Genomic DNA, 17,373 nt, shown 5'->3' on the forward strand with positions numbered 1-17,373 from the left:
TTGACCTGTTATGACGGACTGAATGCCGTTAATTCAGCAACTGTCTCGTTCATATTGTACAACATTTGGCATCGGACGACACAGCCCAAGGCATATCCTCAATGTGTTATAAAATGATCTTAAAATGGCGTGCCGCTTCAAACGAGATGACAAGCCACGTAATGATCGTCCCCCACGTTTCGGAGCTCGGGCACGACCTCCCTGCACTGCGCCAAGGCATATGGGCAGCGTGTATGGAACTTGCAGCCGGAAGGCGGATGGGCCGGACTTGGAATATCCCCTTTAAGCACGATTCTCTCCCGCCTCAGCCTCGGAACCAGAACAGGGATCGCCGACAGCAATGCTTGCGTATAAGGATGCAGCGGACGGCTGAACAGTTCGTCACGCGAAGCCATTTCCATCATGGAACCAAGATACATCACCCCGATGCGATTGCACAAATGCTCCACGACGCTTAGATCATGCGAAATGAACAAATAGGTTAATCCGCGGTTATGCTGAAGCCTTTGAAACAAATTGATGATCTGTGCCTGGATGGATACATCAAGCGCAGACACCGGCTCATCGGCGATAATAAAATCGGGATTCAGCACCAGAGCGCGGGCAATGCCGATCCGCTGCCGCTGGCCGCCCGAAAACTCGTGCGGAAACCGATTGTAGTGATAGGCAGATAAGCCGCAAGCCTCCAGCACATCCAATACCTGATTGCGAACCTCATCTTTTTCGGCCAAACCGTGCTCAAGCAGCGCTTCGCCGATGGCGTGTCCGATGCGGATTCGCGGATTCAGCGAGCTGTAGGGGTCCTGAAAGATAAGCTGCATTTTAGGTCTAAGTTTGCGCATCTCCGATTTGGGAAGCTCGTGAAACGGGATTCCTTTATAAAGGATGTCCCCGCTGGTTTTCTCATGAAGCCGAAGAATCGTGCGCCCGACCGTGCTTTTGCCGCTGCCGGATTCGCCGACCAGGCCGAATGTTTCTCCGGCCCGTATACTCAAGCTGATGTCATCAACCGCTTTGACATGACCGACGGTACGGTTAAGCAGCCCTGCGGTGATGGGAAAATATTTTTTTAAATGTCGTACTTCCAGCAATGCTTCACTCATGCCGCGCCTCCTCTTCGTACAACCAACAGGCCGTCCTGTGACCGGGCTCCACTTCTCTTAATGACGGCTGCCGGGTTCGGCAGACGGGCATGCAGCTCTCACAGCGATCATGAAAATAGCAGGATTCCGTCAATTCAAGCGGATTGGGAACCTGACCAGGGATGGAGTATAACTGCTCCGAGCGCTGGCCGATGATCGGCTTCGATTTCAACAATCCCTTCGTGTACGGGTGTTTCGGATGGTCGAAGATCTCCTCGACGTCTCCTTCCTCGACGATTCTCCCCGCGTACATGACGATGACATAATCCGCCATCTCGGCCACTACGCCAAGATCATGCGTGATCAGCAGCATTGACATATTGGATTGCTCCTTGCTTTCCCTAAGCGTTTCCAGCACCTGCGCCTGGATGGTAACGTCCAGTGCGGTCGTCGGTTCGTCGGCGATTAACAGCTTGGGGCCGCACGAGATCGCGATTGCAATCATAATCCGCTGCAGCATGCCTCCCGACAATTGATGGGGATAGGAAGCCGCGATTTGTTCCCCTCGGGAAATGCCGACCAGCTCGATCAATTCGAGCGCTCGGGCATAAGCTTGTTTTTTGTTCATTCGCCGATGTAGCATGAGCGGCTCCATGATTTGCTTGCCGATGGTAATGACCGGGTTCAGGGAGGACATCGGTTCCTGGAATATGATCGAGATGTCGTTGCCCCGGATTCGGCGCATCTCTTCTTTGCTGATCTTCAGAAGATCTTTGTCCCCAAATTGGATCCTGCCGTTCACCACCTTCCCGTGCGGCCCTTCGACCAGTCCCATGATCGACATGGCCGTAATACTCTTGCCGCAGCCGGATTCGCCCACGACGCATACCGTTTCGCCTTCGCGGATACGGAAGCTGATATCATCCACCGCTTTGACCGTTCCGGCTCCGGATTCGAAATAAGTGCTTAAGTGATTGATCTCGATTAATGAATTCATCATCCGTTCACCTGCTTGTATTCTGTTTAGGGTCGAGTACGTCACGCAAACCGTCGCCGAAAATGTTAATGGCAATGACCGTCAAAAAAATGGCCAAGCCTGGTGGAATCCACAGCCAGGGCCGTTTCTCAAAATCGATGACGTTGTTGGCCGCATCGATCATATTTCCCCAAGTTGGCGTTGGAGGCATGACCCCCAGCCCGAAGAAGCTAAGGACCGATTCCGACAGTATAGCTCCACCGATGCTAAGCGTGGCGATGACAATCAGAAGCGGGAAGACATTAGGCAGCAAATGGCGAAACAGCTTCCGTTTATCGCTGAGACCAAGCACGTCGGCAGCCAGCATATACTCTCGTTCCCGCAGAGTCAGCATTTGGCTGCGGACGAGCCGAGCTACGCCGGGCCATCCGATGATGCTGAGCATGAGCATGACCAGATACAGCCGATAGTCGGTCGGAACCTTCCAATCCGACATCAGCGCACCCATGATAAAGAGAATTGGAAGACCCGGAATCGTGAAGAGCAAATCGGCGGTTCGCATGATCAACTGATCGACTACTCCACGATAATAACCAGAGATGACGCCGAGAACCGTCCCGATCGTCATAGACAGCGCCATGGACGCAAGACCGACCGTGAGCGATATTCGGCCTGCTTGCAAGAGTCGGGTCAGCACGTCGCGGCCGAGCAGGTCCGTTCCGAGCCAATGCTTGCCGCTTGGGGGCTTGTGCATCATGGCAGGATTGATTTTGCCATCCGCATACGGCGAGAACAACGGACCGATAAAGCATGCGACAAACATCAACACGATAAAGGCGAAGCCGGCTACGGCCAGCTTATTTTTCCTAAGTTGCCGAGTGGATTGCTTCCACAGGGAGTCTGGAACATCCATTCTTCGGGCGGCTTTTCCGGCTTGACTTGCCGTCGTTGGGATCGACAAGGTAGTCCCTCCTTTCTTTAAAGCCTGACCCGGGGATCGGAAGTGTGGTAGAGGATGTCGGATATGAGCGTCCCGACGACCGTCAAGATAGCCAAAAACATCGTAAAGCCCATAAGGAGCGGATAATCCCGCACCGTGAAGGATTGCATGTACAACTGGCCGATGCCCGGCCAATTGAAAATCTTCTCAATGATGATGGAGCCGCCGAAAAGGCCCGGCAATTCGAAACCGATCAACGTAATCGCGGGCAGCATCGCATTTTTCAATGCATGGCGGTACAGCACCGTTCTCTCTTTCAAACCTTTCGCACGGGCGGTGCGGACATAATCCTGCCGGATCACCTCCAGCATGTTGCTGCGGAAATAACGGGTGAGCGACCCGACGCCGAGCAATATCATAACGGCGGCCGGAAGCAGCATATGGTGCAGCACCTCGACAACGTAGTCCCACCCCTCGGCCCGGCTTCCCGTCGTAATCATTCCCCCTGGCGGGAGAATCTTTAAATCGACGGCGAATACTTTGATCAGGAATAATCCGATGAAGAACGAAGGAATCGACATCGCGGCGAAGATGCCGATCATAACCAGGGTATCGAGCAGCGAATATTGCTTATAGGCCGTTATAACGCCCACGACAACCGCGATGAACCAGGTGAAGAACGTGGAAACCACCGCCAGCACAAAGGAGTTCCATATGTAATCCTGAAACAGGTCGAGGACGGGGCGCTGCTGAGCCAGAGAATAGCCGAAATCGCCTGTGAAAATGTTGGCCATCCAATTAACGTATCGTTCGATGACAGGTTTGTTCAACCCGTGGATTTCCCTTAGTTCCGCCTTGCGCTCCTCGCTCAAACTCAAGTTGTTATCGACATAATCGCCTGGCGTTAGGGAGTACAGGAAGAAGATTAACAGGGATGCGCCAATTAATATCAAGAGCATGTACAAGCATCTTCGGAGCAAATAGGTTCTCATGTTCTCTCCTTCATTAGTCATCTCCTTGCCTGATGGGTTCAGGCAGGAGATGTCTTCTTTGATAGAGCAGTCTAATCTTCCCTCCAGCTGCCAGCTGGCTTATTGCAGATTCCATCCCGGCAAGCTGTATGCGATTCCCGCCAGCGGGTTCAATTCGAAACCGTCGATGCGCCCGTTGATCGCGATGACCGATTTGGTATAGTTGGTAAACATGATCGGTAATTCGTCATTCAATATTTTGAACATTTCGTGGTAAATCGCTTTGCGTTCTTCGACGTCGCCCGTGGCAAGACCCTGGGCGTAGAGCTCTTCGATGCGCGGATTGTCGTAGCCCTTCGTTTCGCCTTTGATGAACCGCTCCACCCCTTGCGAAGGATCGCTGATAATCGTCGTCGAGAACGAAGCCATGTCATAATCACCGCTGTTGACCTTGGATACGAGTGTGTTAAAGTCCGGGAATTGCTCAGGCACGAAATCAACCCCGAGTTCTTGATAGTTCTCTTTGGCGACGGCAATGAAAATATCGGTATTCGGGCTCTTTGATCCCAGATAGTTGATACGAAGTTTGACCCCTTCCTTCTCCCGAATGCCGTCTGCGCCGACCGTCCAGCCCGCTTCATCCAGCAGTTGTTTTGCTTTTTCCGGATCATACGGATACGGGTTGATATCCTCCTCGGTATAGGACCACAGAATCGGAGATGATGGGATGTTGGCGATCGACGCTGCCCCTTGCCTGGAATCCACGTAGATCAGCTGACGATTCAGGCCGTAAGTCAAGGCTTGGCGAACCCGCTTGTCTTTCAATGGATCCCTCTCCAGATTGAATTGATTATAGCCGTAGTTGCTGGCCGTGGACGGAATCAGGTTCAGGAAACCAAGGGATTTCAGTTTCTCGATGTTATCCGTCGTAGCCGAGAAGCTGCCATAGTCGACTTCTCCGGTTTCGATAAACTGCCAAGTGTCGCCCTCCGTCGTCTTGTAGATGAAGTATTCGGTCTCCGGTTTGCCTAACGCGTAGTTTTCATTGGCAACAAAACGCACTTCTTGGCCCGGAATGAACTTCTCCAGCTTGTAAGGGCCGTTCGTGATCGGATTGGCGTGCAGGTTCTTAATATAGTCCAGGTTGCCGAACTGATAATCCTTTCCGTAGTATGCTTTAGACAATATCGGTCCTCCGAGCACCGTCAACGCCGTTGCGTTGGTCTCTTCCAGCGTCACGGAAATCGTTCGCTCGTCGATAATTTGAATGCCTTCAATGGAATCCGCTTTGCCGTCCTTGTAGGCTTGACCTCCCTTGATCTTCGCCTCTACCACGCTGTTGAGACCGTCATACGACGGATCATGAAGCAAGGTCCATGTAAATTCCACGTCCTCGGTTGTCATGGGGGAACCATCGCTGTATTTCAGCCCTTCCCGAAGATGATACGTATACGTCAGCTTATCCTCGGAAATTTCCCATTTCTCCGCGAGACCAGGAACCGGTAAACCATCGGTATCGACGCGGACAAGCGGAGTGTACAGAACAGAGTTTACATTACCGTCATAACCCACTTGGGTGAAATATGGTGTGAATGCCCCGCTCGGATTCACCAGAGTGACGATAATGGCATCATTGCGCTGCTTCGCTCTGTCCGGTAGCTTGTTTAAATCGGTTGCAGCAAAGGGTTCTTCGAGCAAATGGGCCTCCGTACCTTGCTCAGCCGGCTCACTGGATGCGTTCGCTTCTGGAGTTGTCGGCGGCGATGCCGCCGTCTCCTTGTTAGCAGATCCCGAGGAGCAAGCAGACAATATCAAAAATAGCGACAATAGCCCTAACCATAACAAACCGGAATATCGTTGTTTTCTCATAGAAACCACCTTTTCCATTTTTTAGAGTTTAACTCCTAAGTAAAATTATATTTCAAATAGGTTAAGTAGGATTTATTGCCAAACTGATGCATCAGTAAGCTCATTTTAGCCAGCGTTATTGATTCTGTAAATAGCTAACTTCCGCGTGTTTCTGTCTAGACAGAAACATTCTGGCTACTTTTGGGCATTACAATGTTGGCCGTAACTTCGCCGGTATTTGTTCAAATGTTGGATATCAAATCATCTTTGATTCTCCAAGGTTTGCGATGGCTTCCTTCTATCGATTCTTGTCCTTCCATCTCCGTTCTATGGAATGACATGCCTCCTAATAGGTAGAAATCGAATCTTCAAGCTGCATCTGTTCTTGCATCGCTATGACCTATTGGGCCCTGGGAGATTCCGGTCCGTTATTTATCTTGATGTTGAGTTGTCCATATCGACCGAATTTAGTAATTCCATTCCGGTTTTCACATAAATTTTTTTCAAAAAAAAGTTTTTTCCTCCCCCTCTTTTCCGATTTTTCCGGTTCCGTCTACCGACAGCATATCCACTTCTATCAAGGTACTTTTTTATTTGAAACTGATACACCAATATTACTTTGATAAATTGGCCTAAATAAGTGTTTTGAAATTGGATCTTTAAGTGAGTCCGGTTGATTCTTATAATTTGTGTTATTTTATGAAAGTTAACTTTTGGAGGAGTGAAGCTTCATGTTCCATGGATTATCCGCATTTCCACTGACCCCAATGAATGAAACAGGAATTAATGAAAATGAATTTGTTAAGCTAATTGAACGATTGGCAGCAGCAGGCGTAGACTCCATCGGGGCACTGGGTTCGACAGGTAACTATGCCTATCTGAGCCGAGAGGAACGCTACCGGGTTTTGCAACTTGCGGTCGGTTACGCTGAGGGCATTCCCGTGATGACAAGCATAAGTGCAATGCGCACGGCTGATGTGCTTCGTTTGGCAGAAGACGCACAAAGAGCAGGAGCAAGTGCGGTGCTGTTAGCTCCTGTTTCTTACCAAGCATTAACGGATGAAGAAGTATACTCCTTATATAAACAGGTGACATGCTCACTCTCTATCCCGCTTTGCGTTTATGATAATCCGGGGACTACGCGTTTTCATTTTAGCGATGAACTGCATGGCCGAATTGCTGAGCTCCCCAATGTACGTTCAATCAAAATCCCTGGAGTGCCGTCTGAACCTGAAGCAGCCAAGACACGAGTAAGCCATCTTCGCGAGCTCATTCCTTCCAGCGTAACCATCGGAGTAAGCAATGATCCGTTTGCAGCCATCGGCTTGAATGCAGGTTGTGAAGCTTGGTACTCGGTGCTGGGAGGCTTATTTCCTAAGACATGCATGAGGATGACTCGATTGGCTTTGGAGGGCTTTGCAGACGAAGCCAATCGCCTTTCTAAACAGCTCGAACCGATTTGGACGTTATTTCGCCAATTTGGTAGTCTTCGAGTTGTAGCTGCAGCAGCAGAAATGGATAACTTGATTTCAAGTCCCAGCCTCCCTCTTCCGTTACAACCACTGAATCCTTCAGCCAGAGAGCATTTGAAGTCCATACTTGTAGACATTCAACTTATGGAATCATCTTGATTGACATCTATATTGGGGCTGTTGCGCAGCCCTAATATTTTTATACATAGTAATTGACATGGATCAAAGTATGCTTTTATACTGTTAAATGAAACTTAATATCTTACCTAAAACCTATTTGGGATGATGTGGACTTTTCTGGAGAATTAACTCTCCATTTTCGCCACGCAAAGGCCGTACGGTCGTTTGTGTGGCTTTTTTGCGTTTAACTAAGGAGGATAATGATTAGATGAAATTATGGCACTATGCATTGATCGTTTTTTTAGGAGGCTGCAGTTATGGGGTTTTGTCCACCTTCGTTAAATTGGCCTATGCAGCAGGTTTCACCGTGTCCGCAGTAACCGGAGGACAGTATCTCTTCGGCGTTGTCCTCTGTTGGCTTGCCGTGTTATTTACCAAAAAGAAAAAACTGACTCGGATCCAAGCTTTAAAGCTTATCCTTTCTGGAATTCCCTTCGGGTTAACGGGCATATTTTATTATCAAGCCCTACAAACTTTAAGCGCCTCTCTAGCAATCGTTATTTTGTTCCAATTTGTTTGGATCGGAGCCTTGTTGGAGTGGCTATTCCACAAGAAAAAGCCAACCAAGACGAAACTCATTTCCATCGCCTTGCTTTTGGCTGGTTCCGTGTTGGCAGCCAATATCCTATTCCAAGAACCCATAGTGTTATCATGGCAGGGATGCCTCTGGGGAATGCTTGCGGCATCGTCCTTTTCCGCATTCGTATTTTTGAGTGGGTCGGTTGAAAAGGAAACCCCTCCCATTTTAAAAAGCGCCCTACTTTCCACGGGAGGCGTATTGACCGTATTTATCGTTTTTCCGCCAACGTTTTTATTCGACTTGGATGTATTCGTGGGGATCATTCCTTACGGATTGGCACTGGGCATATTCGGCGGCGTCCTCCCCCCTCTTCTGTATTCGATTGGAATGCCGCATGTCGGTTCGGGATTGGGGACCATTCTTACGTCATCCGAATTGCCGGTTGTCATTGCCATGTCCTCTTTAGTCCTGGGAGAAACCATAAGCTGGTCTCAGTGGATTGGCGTGATCATCATTCTGGGCGGAATTTTTTACAGTAATATTCGATTTCGTACTCGGAACAGAGAAGCTTTGACAACCACTGTGTAAGCTAAAAGCATGTGACAAAAAAACCGCTAAACCCAATAGGATATGGCTCGATATCAAGTAGATAGAGTAAGAAGAAAAAGATAAATCCTTCGGTTCCATACTAGAACTGAAGGATTTTTGCTCTTTACGCCATTCGTTGGGGATAAGCAGTTCAGACATCTTTGCCGATTGCATAGCTGTGAACTCGTCCATATGCTGACCCTGGCATGTTTATCGTTCAATAGAATGCATCAGCATTTAATATCGAATAACCCTCTATGAATCAAGTTTGCAGTAACCGGCTGCTTTCCGATTTCTCGCGACCAGATAGACAATTGACCGATATGATGAATTTCATGGGCGATCACGTGACGCATCACTTCGCCGAATGTAAATCTTTCCTGTTCCCCGTCCTGGTTCGTGTCAACCATGATGCGATCTTCCAAGCTATCATTCCAGTCGTAGACGAAGGGTGCAATTTCCGCATGGGCTTGGGCCGAATAATCTCTTAATCCTTGGACGCTGGCACAATCCTCGAACGAAGGAATATCCAGCTCTTTCCCTTGCAAATCCCCGCACAACCAGGCATATTCAACGGTCACGATATGATACAGCGTGAAGAGAATGCTTCCTATGCCACCGGTGCGTTGTTTCAGCAACTCTTCCTCGCTCACGGTATCGCACCAGTCAAACCAATCTTGGCGAACTTGCCAGTTATACTCGAATAGCTTCAACATGTTACAGCCTCCTGTAATCATAAACTTTGTTGCGTATACTCATGATTCGCGATCTAATTCCATTATCCTCCCTCTATGAAGATTCCGGATCCGAGGTTTTACCTCTAGCATGTCATGTATTGTTGGATGAAGCGTCTCTATTCAAAGATAAGAAGAGAACCATAGCCATGATGCAGGACATCCCAATCCATTGGAGCCATCCGAACGAATCCTTCAACCAGAATACGGTTGTGAATACGGCTGCCACCGGTTCTAAGCTCCCCAAAAGACTTGACTCTTTGGGCGATAAGTGGTTTAAGCTTTCGATATAAAACCAAAAGGCCAGCATCGTTCCAAAAATAATGACGAATATCAAATATAAGCAGGCTTCGAACGGTAAGCTTTTAATATTCATCTGCCAAGGCGGGTGGATAAAACTCAATGCACCCCCCCCGATCAACATCGCCCAGCCAACAATGACTAATGAGTCGTATTTCGCGAGAAAGCGAACAGCATACAAGGTATAAAACGCAAGGGCAGCCCCGGATAATATTCCCCAAAGCACAGCGTCTGAGGGTACGGATAATTGAGACAGCGAACCATTGGTCAGCAAGAAAAAACTACCCAGTAATGCGAGCGAAACGGTATACATATCTTTTCTCGTTGGGGCAGATTGCTTACGGACAAACAAGTATATAATAATCATTACAGGAGCTAAATATTGCAATAAAGTAGCTACTGCAGCGTTTCCCTTTTCTATTGAAGCCATATACGTATATTGAACCCCGAGCATACCAACTAATCCAAAAATAACGAGCTGTAACGAGAACCTTTTATTCTTCCAGATCCCAAAAATGTCGGCAGGTCCTTTTTTTAAAATGTGAACGCATAGGAGCAGTAATCCTGCGATAAGTAGTCGGATCGTAACGAACCAACCCATATCGATGCCGTATTGCTGGAATAGCTTTTTTGCAACCGTCCCTCCGATTCCCCAAAATATTGCCCCTGTCATGATGAAAAATAATCCCTTTCCTTTATCCATATGTCAACTCTCCATCAAAGTTATAAAATAGTATCGTTTACAGACTATAATAAAGAGAAAATGTATAATTAGATACGAGAATCAGATCATAAAAATATAAGTATATTGAGATTGAGGTCATATGGATGCAAACAAAAAACTTCAAAGTCGACCAAAATTTTAAAGAGCTGACCGAACATCGAACCACAGTCTTGCCAATGGCATGTTATCGCACAACCATTCGTCAAAACATCAATGGATATATCCCCTTGCACTGGCATGAAGAATTTCAATTTGTTCGGATCATGAAGGGACAAGCCATCTTTCAGATCCAAGAAGAAAAAGTGACGCTGCGCGAAGGTGACGGAATTTTTATTAATAGCGGCTCCCTGCACCTGGCAGAAGATGATAACGACTCAGGTTGTCACTATATTTGTTTAAATGTTTTGCCTAGTTTTGTTCTCTCACAAGAGCTCTTTCGAACGTATGTATATCCTTATATCGAAGCGACGAACTTATCTTATATCATCCTGCCCCCAAGGGAACATTGGGCAAAAAACATCCTGGATGCGATATTGGAAATGGACCGACTGATCCATCAACGTCCAGCTTTATATGAATTAGACCTTACGATACAGTTAACTCACATATGGAGAAATTTGGTTGTTAACGGTTTTCCATTCGAATACAAAGAAGCAGATATGCTGAAGAACCATAGAATGAAGCAAATGCTGAATTGGATTCATCACCATTATGCTGAAAAAATCATATTAGAGGATATCGCAAAGGCGGGGCAATTGAGTCGGTCCGAATGCTGCCGATACTTCAAACGACTTCTAAAGAAATCGCCTTTGAATTATGTGATGGAATACCGTATTCAAAAAAGCCTGATTTTATTGCAGCAGCCCGAAAATAACGTCACGGACGTTGCCTATCAGGTAGGATTTAACAGCACCAGCTATTTCATCAATCAATTCAGAAAAACAATGAACATGACACCTTTAACCTATAAAAAGCTGAAAAAAATAACGTAACATGCCGTAATGGAGTTTAGGAACTTTATATGCTTCAAACAAAAAAGCCGCATACCATGCGGCTTTTCAGTGTATTCATGCCTCTTGTCGTTTGACAAAAACCAGCGGTACGGGTAATTTACCAGACTCGCCGTCGATCGTGCAGCACAAGAAGAATGATCATTACCATGATGATCCCCAAAATAATCCCCGCTTCCGTGGTCAACACCCGCAGCAACGCGTACTCCGGCGAAAATTGGGAGTCCGTGCGTATGGCGGAAAAGAGATTGTACGAGAATAACATTCCCGACGAAATCCACACCGTTGCCATCGGGGGGAGAAACCTTCGCGATCCGTTATCCGAAGTTAGAACCCGAGCTCCCCACGCTCCAACGATAGACCATGCTCCGGTACTAAACGTCAGCAGATGCCACCACACATCGCGTTCATCCACTCTTGCCGGGTCAATGCCGAAGGTCCCTCCCGCAGCCCAAAACACCTTAATGGTGCCGAGTAGAATACAGCCAACTCCAACAAACTTGGCCAATGTTTGCTGCAGCTTCAAAGTGTTCCCGGGTAAATCACGATAATCAATGAATGTGCCGAAGGCCTCCGGCCAGCGTGTTCTGGCGTAACCTGCTAGGGCGAGAGGCAGACAAATGCCGACACCGACCAGCGATATCATGACGAACAACTGTTCATAAACCCAAACATCGGCCGCGCCTGCCTCCTTATCCCGAGTCATGGCTGCCGGTCCTAGTACCGGTGCCAAGAGCAGCATAGGAACCAGCAGACCCGTACCCATCCAAATGGGGATGGCAACCAGCCAAGCAGGAAGACGTTCGCCCCATGGCATGCTGAACGCCAGCGCCAGCAGGATTCCGATCATTGCGAGCACTACGGTAGCTGCGTTGATCGCACGCCAGCTAACATCGCCCATTTGTTCGGTCGGAATGAAGAAACCTAAAGTCCAAACGATTTTGATCAACAGATACGGCAACACCGATATGGCTGCTCCATAGCCGCATATACGACGCATTTTCATCCATAACGGCGCTTGCAGCTCTTTCGACATTGCCATGTTATCATACCTCATGTTGGATTACTTACCTCCTTAAATAACGCTGCTTGCATATCCCATTCTATCTTCTGATTCGAAAAGTAAAGCGACCTTAAGTTTAAGAATGGGTTAAATTTCTGCATAAGTAGCCTTACGCGAGGTAATTGATCAAAAAAAGAAACTGCATGCAATCGTAATCTAAATGCTGCCGCCGCTATCCTTCCACAGATAAAACGAGCTTCCGTTTGCTTCGGACTTCAACTCCCATTGCAAACCCATCTCCCTGGTCATCATGGATACAATGGACAATCCAATTCCAGCTCCTTTTTCAGGAGACTCGTTACAAGTGCCGGGACCCTTGTCTTGTACGATAATAGCCTGATTGGGATAATCCGTGATTTGAATGCCGATGTATCGGCCAACTCCAGCATGACGCACCACGTTCTGGAACACATTGTCAATGATCCGATGAAGCCACATGGGGTCTACATTCCATAGGATCGGGCAATCAGGCAGCTCGACAACAACATCAAAGTCCTTTGCCTCGAAGATCGGATACCATTCGGCCACGCGGTTACGAACTTCTTCAGTGATATCGATCGATTGGATGTTAATGGGATACTTACCCGCCGATAGCAGTGAGTATGACAGCAGGTTATCCATCAACTTGTCGACTTCATCCAGCTTGTGATCAATGATAGAAAGCGACGTCTGTTCCTGGGAAGCAGCAGGATTACTTCGAACGGAATGAACATGCTGCCGAATGACAGTTAACGGAGTCCGGAGATCGTGGGAAATATTCGAAATGAATTGCTTACGCAGTTCCTCCTCCTCCCGCTCCCGCTGCTGACTTTCTTTAAGCTCGCAGACCATCCGGTTAAAGGCGCCTTCCAGCTCTCCAATCTCGTCTTCCTTGCTAATAACGACTTCATTCGGGAAGCCGGTCTTCCCGCTTAAGTTCATCGCTGATCGAAGTTTAATCAATCTTTTTCGAAGATTCACGAAGAACAGAAATGACAGTACCAAGAAGCATAGACAGACGGTGAAGAACATAATGGCTAACGGCATGTTTTCTGGAAACGACATTTCCGCAGATATAATATAAGATTCGGGAAGACTCATCACCATAAAGCCTTGTTTTGGATCGTTTCCGATGAGAGCCGTCAAGGTAAACGCTTCCTGGCTGCTATCCAGGGTTTGAAGCGAGAGCATATCCTCATAGCTCCATTGCGCCGGGATATCGTTCGAGGTGACCTTGATCGCATTCGTTCTACCCGACGAGTCGACCCAGAACATCTCCGCCTCCGGATATTCCTTGCTCAACGCGCCTAGTTTGGCATGAATCGCGGCACTTCCTGCACCATTCAGCTTGATGGCCTCCTCTTGCCACCTACGAGTGATCTCTTCCGGACGATACATCGAATGCTCGCTGAATAGGTAACCCGGTAAATAAAACATCGCTGGAATAACCGGCCATAGCAGCAATGCGGTCATCATCAGAGCCAGGTATTTGCTCATTAACGAGGTGCGCATCCTCATGTTCCCACTCGGTATCCGACGCCGCGAATCGTCTCAATCGTGAATGTCTTCATCTTCACACAGACTCCTAACAAATGGTATAAGGTTAGTCTAACACACGAAGGAAATACGGTGAGAGTTATTACGAGAACTTCTGTGCTTCAAGCAAAAAAGCCGCAGCTTATGCGGCTTTCCTAATAGTCAATTTCGATCTGCCTATATATTCTCCTGCTTTAACGCATCAATAATGTTTTCCTTTTTTAATTTCCTGCTGGAAAAAATAATCGCAGAAACGACAATAACAAATACGGCGACGACAACTGACAGCACACTCAGCCAGGGAACGGTGAATCCGTAGCTGAATCTGTTCGCAAATGACCTATAAATCAGAATCATCACGGCGACACTGACGGGAAGCCCGAACAGCAGCGACTTGACTCCATAAAAAATACTTTCATAGTTCATCATTTTCGCAAAGCCCTTTGGCGTCATGCCAACGGACTTTAACATCGCAATTTCTCGCTTACGAAGAGATAAGCCCGTTGAGATGGTATTAAAAATATTAGCAATGGAAATCGCGGAGATTAATACGATAAAACCGTAAGAAAAGACGGCCGTCAATAGAATCTGTTGTTCTTCGCTTTTTCTGGATTGATGTACATTGTAGACATTCAGATTGGTCTCAAACATCTCTTCGATTTCCTGCTGTGTTCTCATCGGCTCCGTACTTTTCAAATAGAGGTATGTCTGAAGGTTAGCCGGCTCCTCGTCGTCTGCCAATTGATCCATGATGCGTTCCGACACGATCATATTTAACCCGCCCACGCCTGCCCCGCTCATTCCCATCGGCGCTTGATCCGTCAGCGCGGCAACGGTCACCCGGCTTACCTTCGTTTTTTCCGCATTATCTTTATAGCTATTCGTTAGTTCGAAATTTTGACCGACATTCGTATACACGGCCTTCGTCTGGACATATTTCCCCGCATCCATATCTTGGTAGCGGATCGTATCCATCACGATCGCGGCAGGATGATCCGGATCACTAAGCTGTTCGTAATTTGCACCGACGGCATTGGCATAGGCTTGCAGACTCGAATCGTCTAATGCATGGATCTTAATCTCGTAAGGGTATTTTCCGTCCTGCAGTAAACCCTTATCCTTCTTAACCATCTCTTGCAATTCGTCGGCGATGTACGCTTCATCGACCCAAGCCTGCTTATAGAACTCTTGAATCAGGTTGTATTCCGTTACACCATCTAAGGATACAATCGATTGCAGCAACCGGTCGTCTATTCTTTTTCCAGTGCTGTACGACACTTCAATATCATAATTGACGCCTTCCTGCGACAGTTCCAGGGATTGTTTCATACCGGCGGTAAAAAACGATACCGTCAAAAACAAAACGATGCTGATGACAAGCGAAAATACAATGGCATGATATCTCCGTTTGTTTCTTTTTAAGTTTTTCAATCCGATTTCCGCTTCGATGCCGAAGAGCTTCCGAATGAACCTCGACGTTTTCACGGCTTTCGCCGTAAGCTTAACGTCGGACGTTTGGCGAATCGCGTCCAAAGCGGAAACCTTGGATGCTTTGATCGCCGGAAGATACGTCGAGATGAAAATCGTCAGCATCGAAACAACACAGGCAATCAAGAGTGATAACGGCGTGACGATGACCGTCAGCTTTTCACTGCTCCATAATGCCCCTTCAATCATCGGGTTCATGAACCAAAAGGTGATTCCGATCCCGGCAAGACCGCATAGAATGCCAATCGGAATGCTGATCAAGCCAATAATGACACCTTCAAAAAGCACGGAATTTCGCTTCTGCCTTTTCGTAGCCCCGACGCTCGCGAGCATCCCTAAATGACGGGAACGTTCCGAGACGGATATCGCAAACGCATTATAGATGAGCGAAACCGAGCCGATCATAATGACCGCCATGAGGATCGCCGATAAAGAGTACATCGTGCTGTACGATTCTTCGTTTTTGGATAAGCCGTAATAATGCAGCAAGTCGTTATTGTATTGGACCGATTCGATGTCGTTTCTCTTTGCCACATTTTCCGCATGCGCGAACAAGGACGGTTTGATTTTCTGCAAGACCACCGCCGCATTCACGTGATCGTTTGACCCGATCATATTATCATCGACATAGCTGATAATCGTATAACCCGGCGCCCAAGCCGTTTCCCATTCGGGACGCTTGATGTAGCCGACCACCGTATAATCCCTTGTCTCGATATGCTGCAACGATTCCGTCAATATGCCGTCTTCCCTACGCAGCGGTTCGGTCTGGTCCAAAGGATGATCGCCCCCTTGTTCGAACCGTTCGCCGATGCGAAGGGTTAGACGATCGCCGATTTCGTACTTCACTTTGGCGTTCGTTGCAACGGGCTCGGAGATAACGACTTCCTTGTCCGTACGGGGTAGACGCCCCTTGCTTAGTTCAACCTGAAATTGCGTGAAACCTTGCGCATCATACTCCTTAATGAACAAGTATGGTTTGTTGGGATTTTGTCCCCCTTCTAAAGGAGCGAAGCCAAGATCCCTTGTAATCGCAACGGTTTTAGTTGCCTCATCGGCTTGTATCGCCGCAAGCTGTTCTTTGGTAACATCTTGATATTGGACATGCCACTCCCCGCTATCCGCGATGGTTTGCCTGATCATTAAATCCGAGAAGGAGAACACAAGCGTAGCGACAGCGGTCACCATGGCAACCGAAATGATGACGCCGATGATGGTTACGAGTGTTCGTCTCTTGTTTTGCTTTATATTCCGGATGGCAAGTTTGTAGACAATATTCATCGACGGATCACCTCGTCTTTGGCAATCTTCCCGTCTACAATTGAAATGATCCTGTCGGCCTGCAAAGCGATTCGTTCGTCGTGAGTGATGACAATCAGCGTCTGATGATAGGTTTTATTCAACATTTTCAACAAATCGACGATCTCGCTGCTATTTTTGCTGTCCAAATTCCCGGTAGGCTCGTCTGCCAGCATGATGGCAGGGTTACTGATGATCGCTCTGCCGATCGAAACCCGCTGCTGCTGTCCGCCGGATAACTGATTCGGCAGGTGGTTTAAACGATGCTCCAAATTTAGGGTCTTTACGAGTCCATCGAACTGCTTCTTATCTTCCTGCTGGTTGTCAAGCAAGAGCGGAAGCGTCATGTTCTCTTTCACCGTTAAGGTGGGAATCAGATTGAAAAACTGGTAGATCAGTCCGATTTGTCGCCGACGGAAGATGGCCAGTCGCGTTTCGTCCAATGCATAGATGTCCGTATTTTCAACGAAAACCTTGCCGCTTGTCGGTCGATCGACGCCTCCCAGCAGATGAAGAAGGGTCGATTTTCCCGATCCGGACGGACCGATAATCGCGACGAATTCGCCTTTTTGAACCGAAAACGAAATATCGTCAAGCGCCTTTACCGCCGATTCGCCTGTGCCGTATATTTTAGACAGATGCTCGATTTTTAAAATTTCCATT

Annotated in this window: 14 protein-coding genes; 3 read left to right on the plus strand and 11 right to left on the minus strand. The window is 47.8% G+C overall.

From position 1 onward, the window contains the following. Window positions 1-137: 137 nt before the first annotated feature. From RB298_RS14225 to RB298_RS14245, 5 genes are all read right to left on the minus strand, one after another. Complete coding sequence (locus RB298_RS14225; protein WP_486047407.1) at window positions 138-1,103, minus strand: ABC transporter ATP-binding protein; 966 nt, start codon at window positions 1,101-1,103, stop codon at window positions 138-140. Then, window positions 1,096-2,079: an ABC transporter ATP-binding protein gene (locus RB298_RS14230; protein WP_486047438.1), complete on the minus strand. Its 984-nt coding sequence runs from the start codon at window positions 2,077-2,079 to the stop codon at window positions 1,096-1,098. The genes RB298_RS14225 and RB298_RS14230 overlap by 8 nt, the downstream gene beginning before the upstream one ends. Window positions 2,080-2,086: 7 nt before the next feature. Continuing rightward, window positions 2,087-2,971 carry an oligopeptide ABC transporter permease gene (gene opp4C, locus RB298_RS14235; RefSeq protein ID WP_228468988.1) on the minus strand — a complete coding sequence of 295 codons (885 nt, stop codon included), beginning with the start codon at window positions 2,969-2,971 and terminating at the stop codon, window positions 2,087-2,089. 65 nt (window positions 2,972-3,036) lie between these two features. After that, a complete protein-coding gene (locus tag RB298_RS14240; protein ID WP_015735600.1) occupies window positions 3,037-3,990 on the minus strand; it encodes an ABC transporter permease in 954 nt (317 codons plus the stop codon). Window positions 3,991-4,089: 99 nt separating this feature from the next. Beyond that, entirely contained in the window at window positions 4,090-5,838 is a 1,749-nt protein-coding gene (locus tag RB298_RS14245; protein WP_486047408.1) for an ABC transporter substrate-binding protein, read from the minus strand. Between the two features lie 710 nt (window positions 5,839-6,548). On the opposite strand from RB298_RS14245, the gene RB298_RS14250 reads away from it, so the two are divergent. Together RB298_RS14250 and RB298_RS14255 are read left to right on the plus strand one after the other, a co-directional pair. Continuing rightward, window positions 6,549-7,448: a dihydrodipicolinate synthase family protein gene (locus RB298_RS14250; RefSeq protein WP_486047409.1), complete on the plus strand. Its 900-nt coding sequence runs from the start codon at window positions 6,549-6,551 to the stop codon at window positions 7,446-7,448. Between the two features lie 229 nt (window positions 7,449-7,677). Further along, on the plus strand, window positions 7,678-8,577 hold the full coding sequence (locus RB298_RS14255) for an EamA family transporter (RefSeq protein ID WP_486047410.1): 900 nt from the start codon (window positions 7,678-7,680) through the stop codon (window positions 8,575-8,577). A gap of 230 nt (window positions 8,578-8,807) precedes the next feature. Here the strand turns inward: RB298_RS14255 and RB298_RS14260 are convergent, their stop codons facing one another. Together RB298_RS14260 and RB298_RS14265 are read right to left on the minus strand one after the other, a co-directional pair. Continuing rightward, window positions 8,808-9,293, minus strand: coding sequence for a DinB family protein (locus RB298_RS14260; protein WP_486047411.1), 486 nt, complete (start codon window positions 9,291-9,293; stop codon window positions 8,808-8,810). Window positions 9,294-9,405: 112 nt separating this feature from the next. Next, complete coding sequence (locus RB298_RS14265; protein ID WP_486047412.1) at window positions 9,406-10,314, minus strand: DMT family transporter; 909 nt, start codon at window positions 10,312-10,314, stop codon at window positions 9,406-9,408. A gap of 125 nt (window positions 10,315-10,439) precedes the next feature. Between RB298_RS14265 and RB298_RS14270 the strand changes: the two genes are divergently transcribed. Further along, window positions 10,440-11,327 carry a helix-turn-helix transcriptional regulator gene (locus tag RB298_RS14270; protein WP_486047413.1) on the plus strand — a complete coding sequence of 296 codons (888 nt, stop codon included), beginning with the start codon at window positions 10,440-10,442 and terminating at the stop codon, window positions 11,325-11,327. Window positions 11,328-11,445: 118 nt separating this feature from the next. Here the strand turns inward: RB298_RS14270 and RB298_RS14275 are convergent, their stop codons facing one another. The 4 genes from RB298_RS14275 to RB298_RS14290 all read right to left on the minus strand — a co-directional run bounded on the left by RB298_RS14275 (window position 11,446) and on the right by RB298_RS14290 (window position 17,372). Then, complete coding sequence (locus RB298_RS14275) at window positions 11,446-12,387, minus strand: hypothetical protein (protein ID WP_192571723.1); 942 nt, start codon at window positions 12,385-12,387, stop codon at window positions 11,446-11,448. Between the two features lie 177 nt (window positions 12,388-12,564). Continuing rightward, complete coding sequence (locus RB298_RS14280) at window positions 12,565-13,884, minus strand: sensor histidine kinase (protein ID WP_486047414.1); 1,320 nt, start codon at window positions 13,882-13,884, stop codon at window positions 12,565-12,567. A 216-nt stretch (window positions 13,885-14,100) separates the two neighbouring features. Beyond that, window positions 14,101-16,692, minus strand: coding sequence for an FtsX-like permease family protein (locus tag RB298_RS14285; RefSeq protein ID WP_486047415.1), 2,592 nt, complete (start codon window positions 16,690-16,692; stop codon window positions 14,101-14,103). Next, window positions 16,689-17,372 (minus strand): ABC transporter ATP-binding protein, encoded by a 684-nt coding sequence (locus tag RB298_RS14290; protein ID WP_096773924.1) that lies wholly within the window; start codon window positions 17,370-17,372, stop codon window positions 16,689-16,691. The genes RB298_RS14285 and RB298_RS14290 overlap by 4 nt, the downstream gene beginning before the upstream one ends. Between the last annotated feature and the right edge of the window lies 1 nt (window position 17,373).

The sequence above is a fragment of the Priestia sp. BR_2 genome (assembly GCF_041954005.1).
In the GTDB taxonomy this organism is placed as follows: Bacteria; Bacillota; Bacilli; order Paenibacillales; family Paenibacillaceae; genus Paenibacillus_AQ; species Paenibacillus_AQ lautus_A.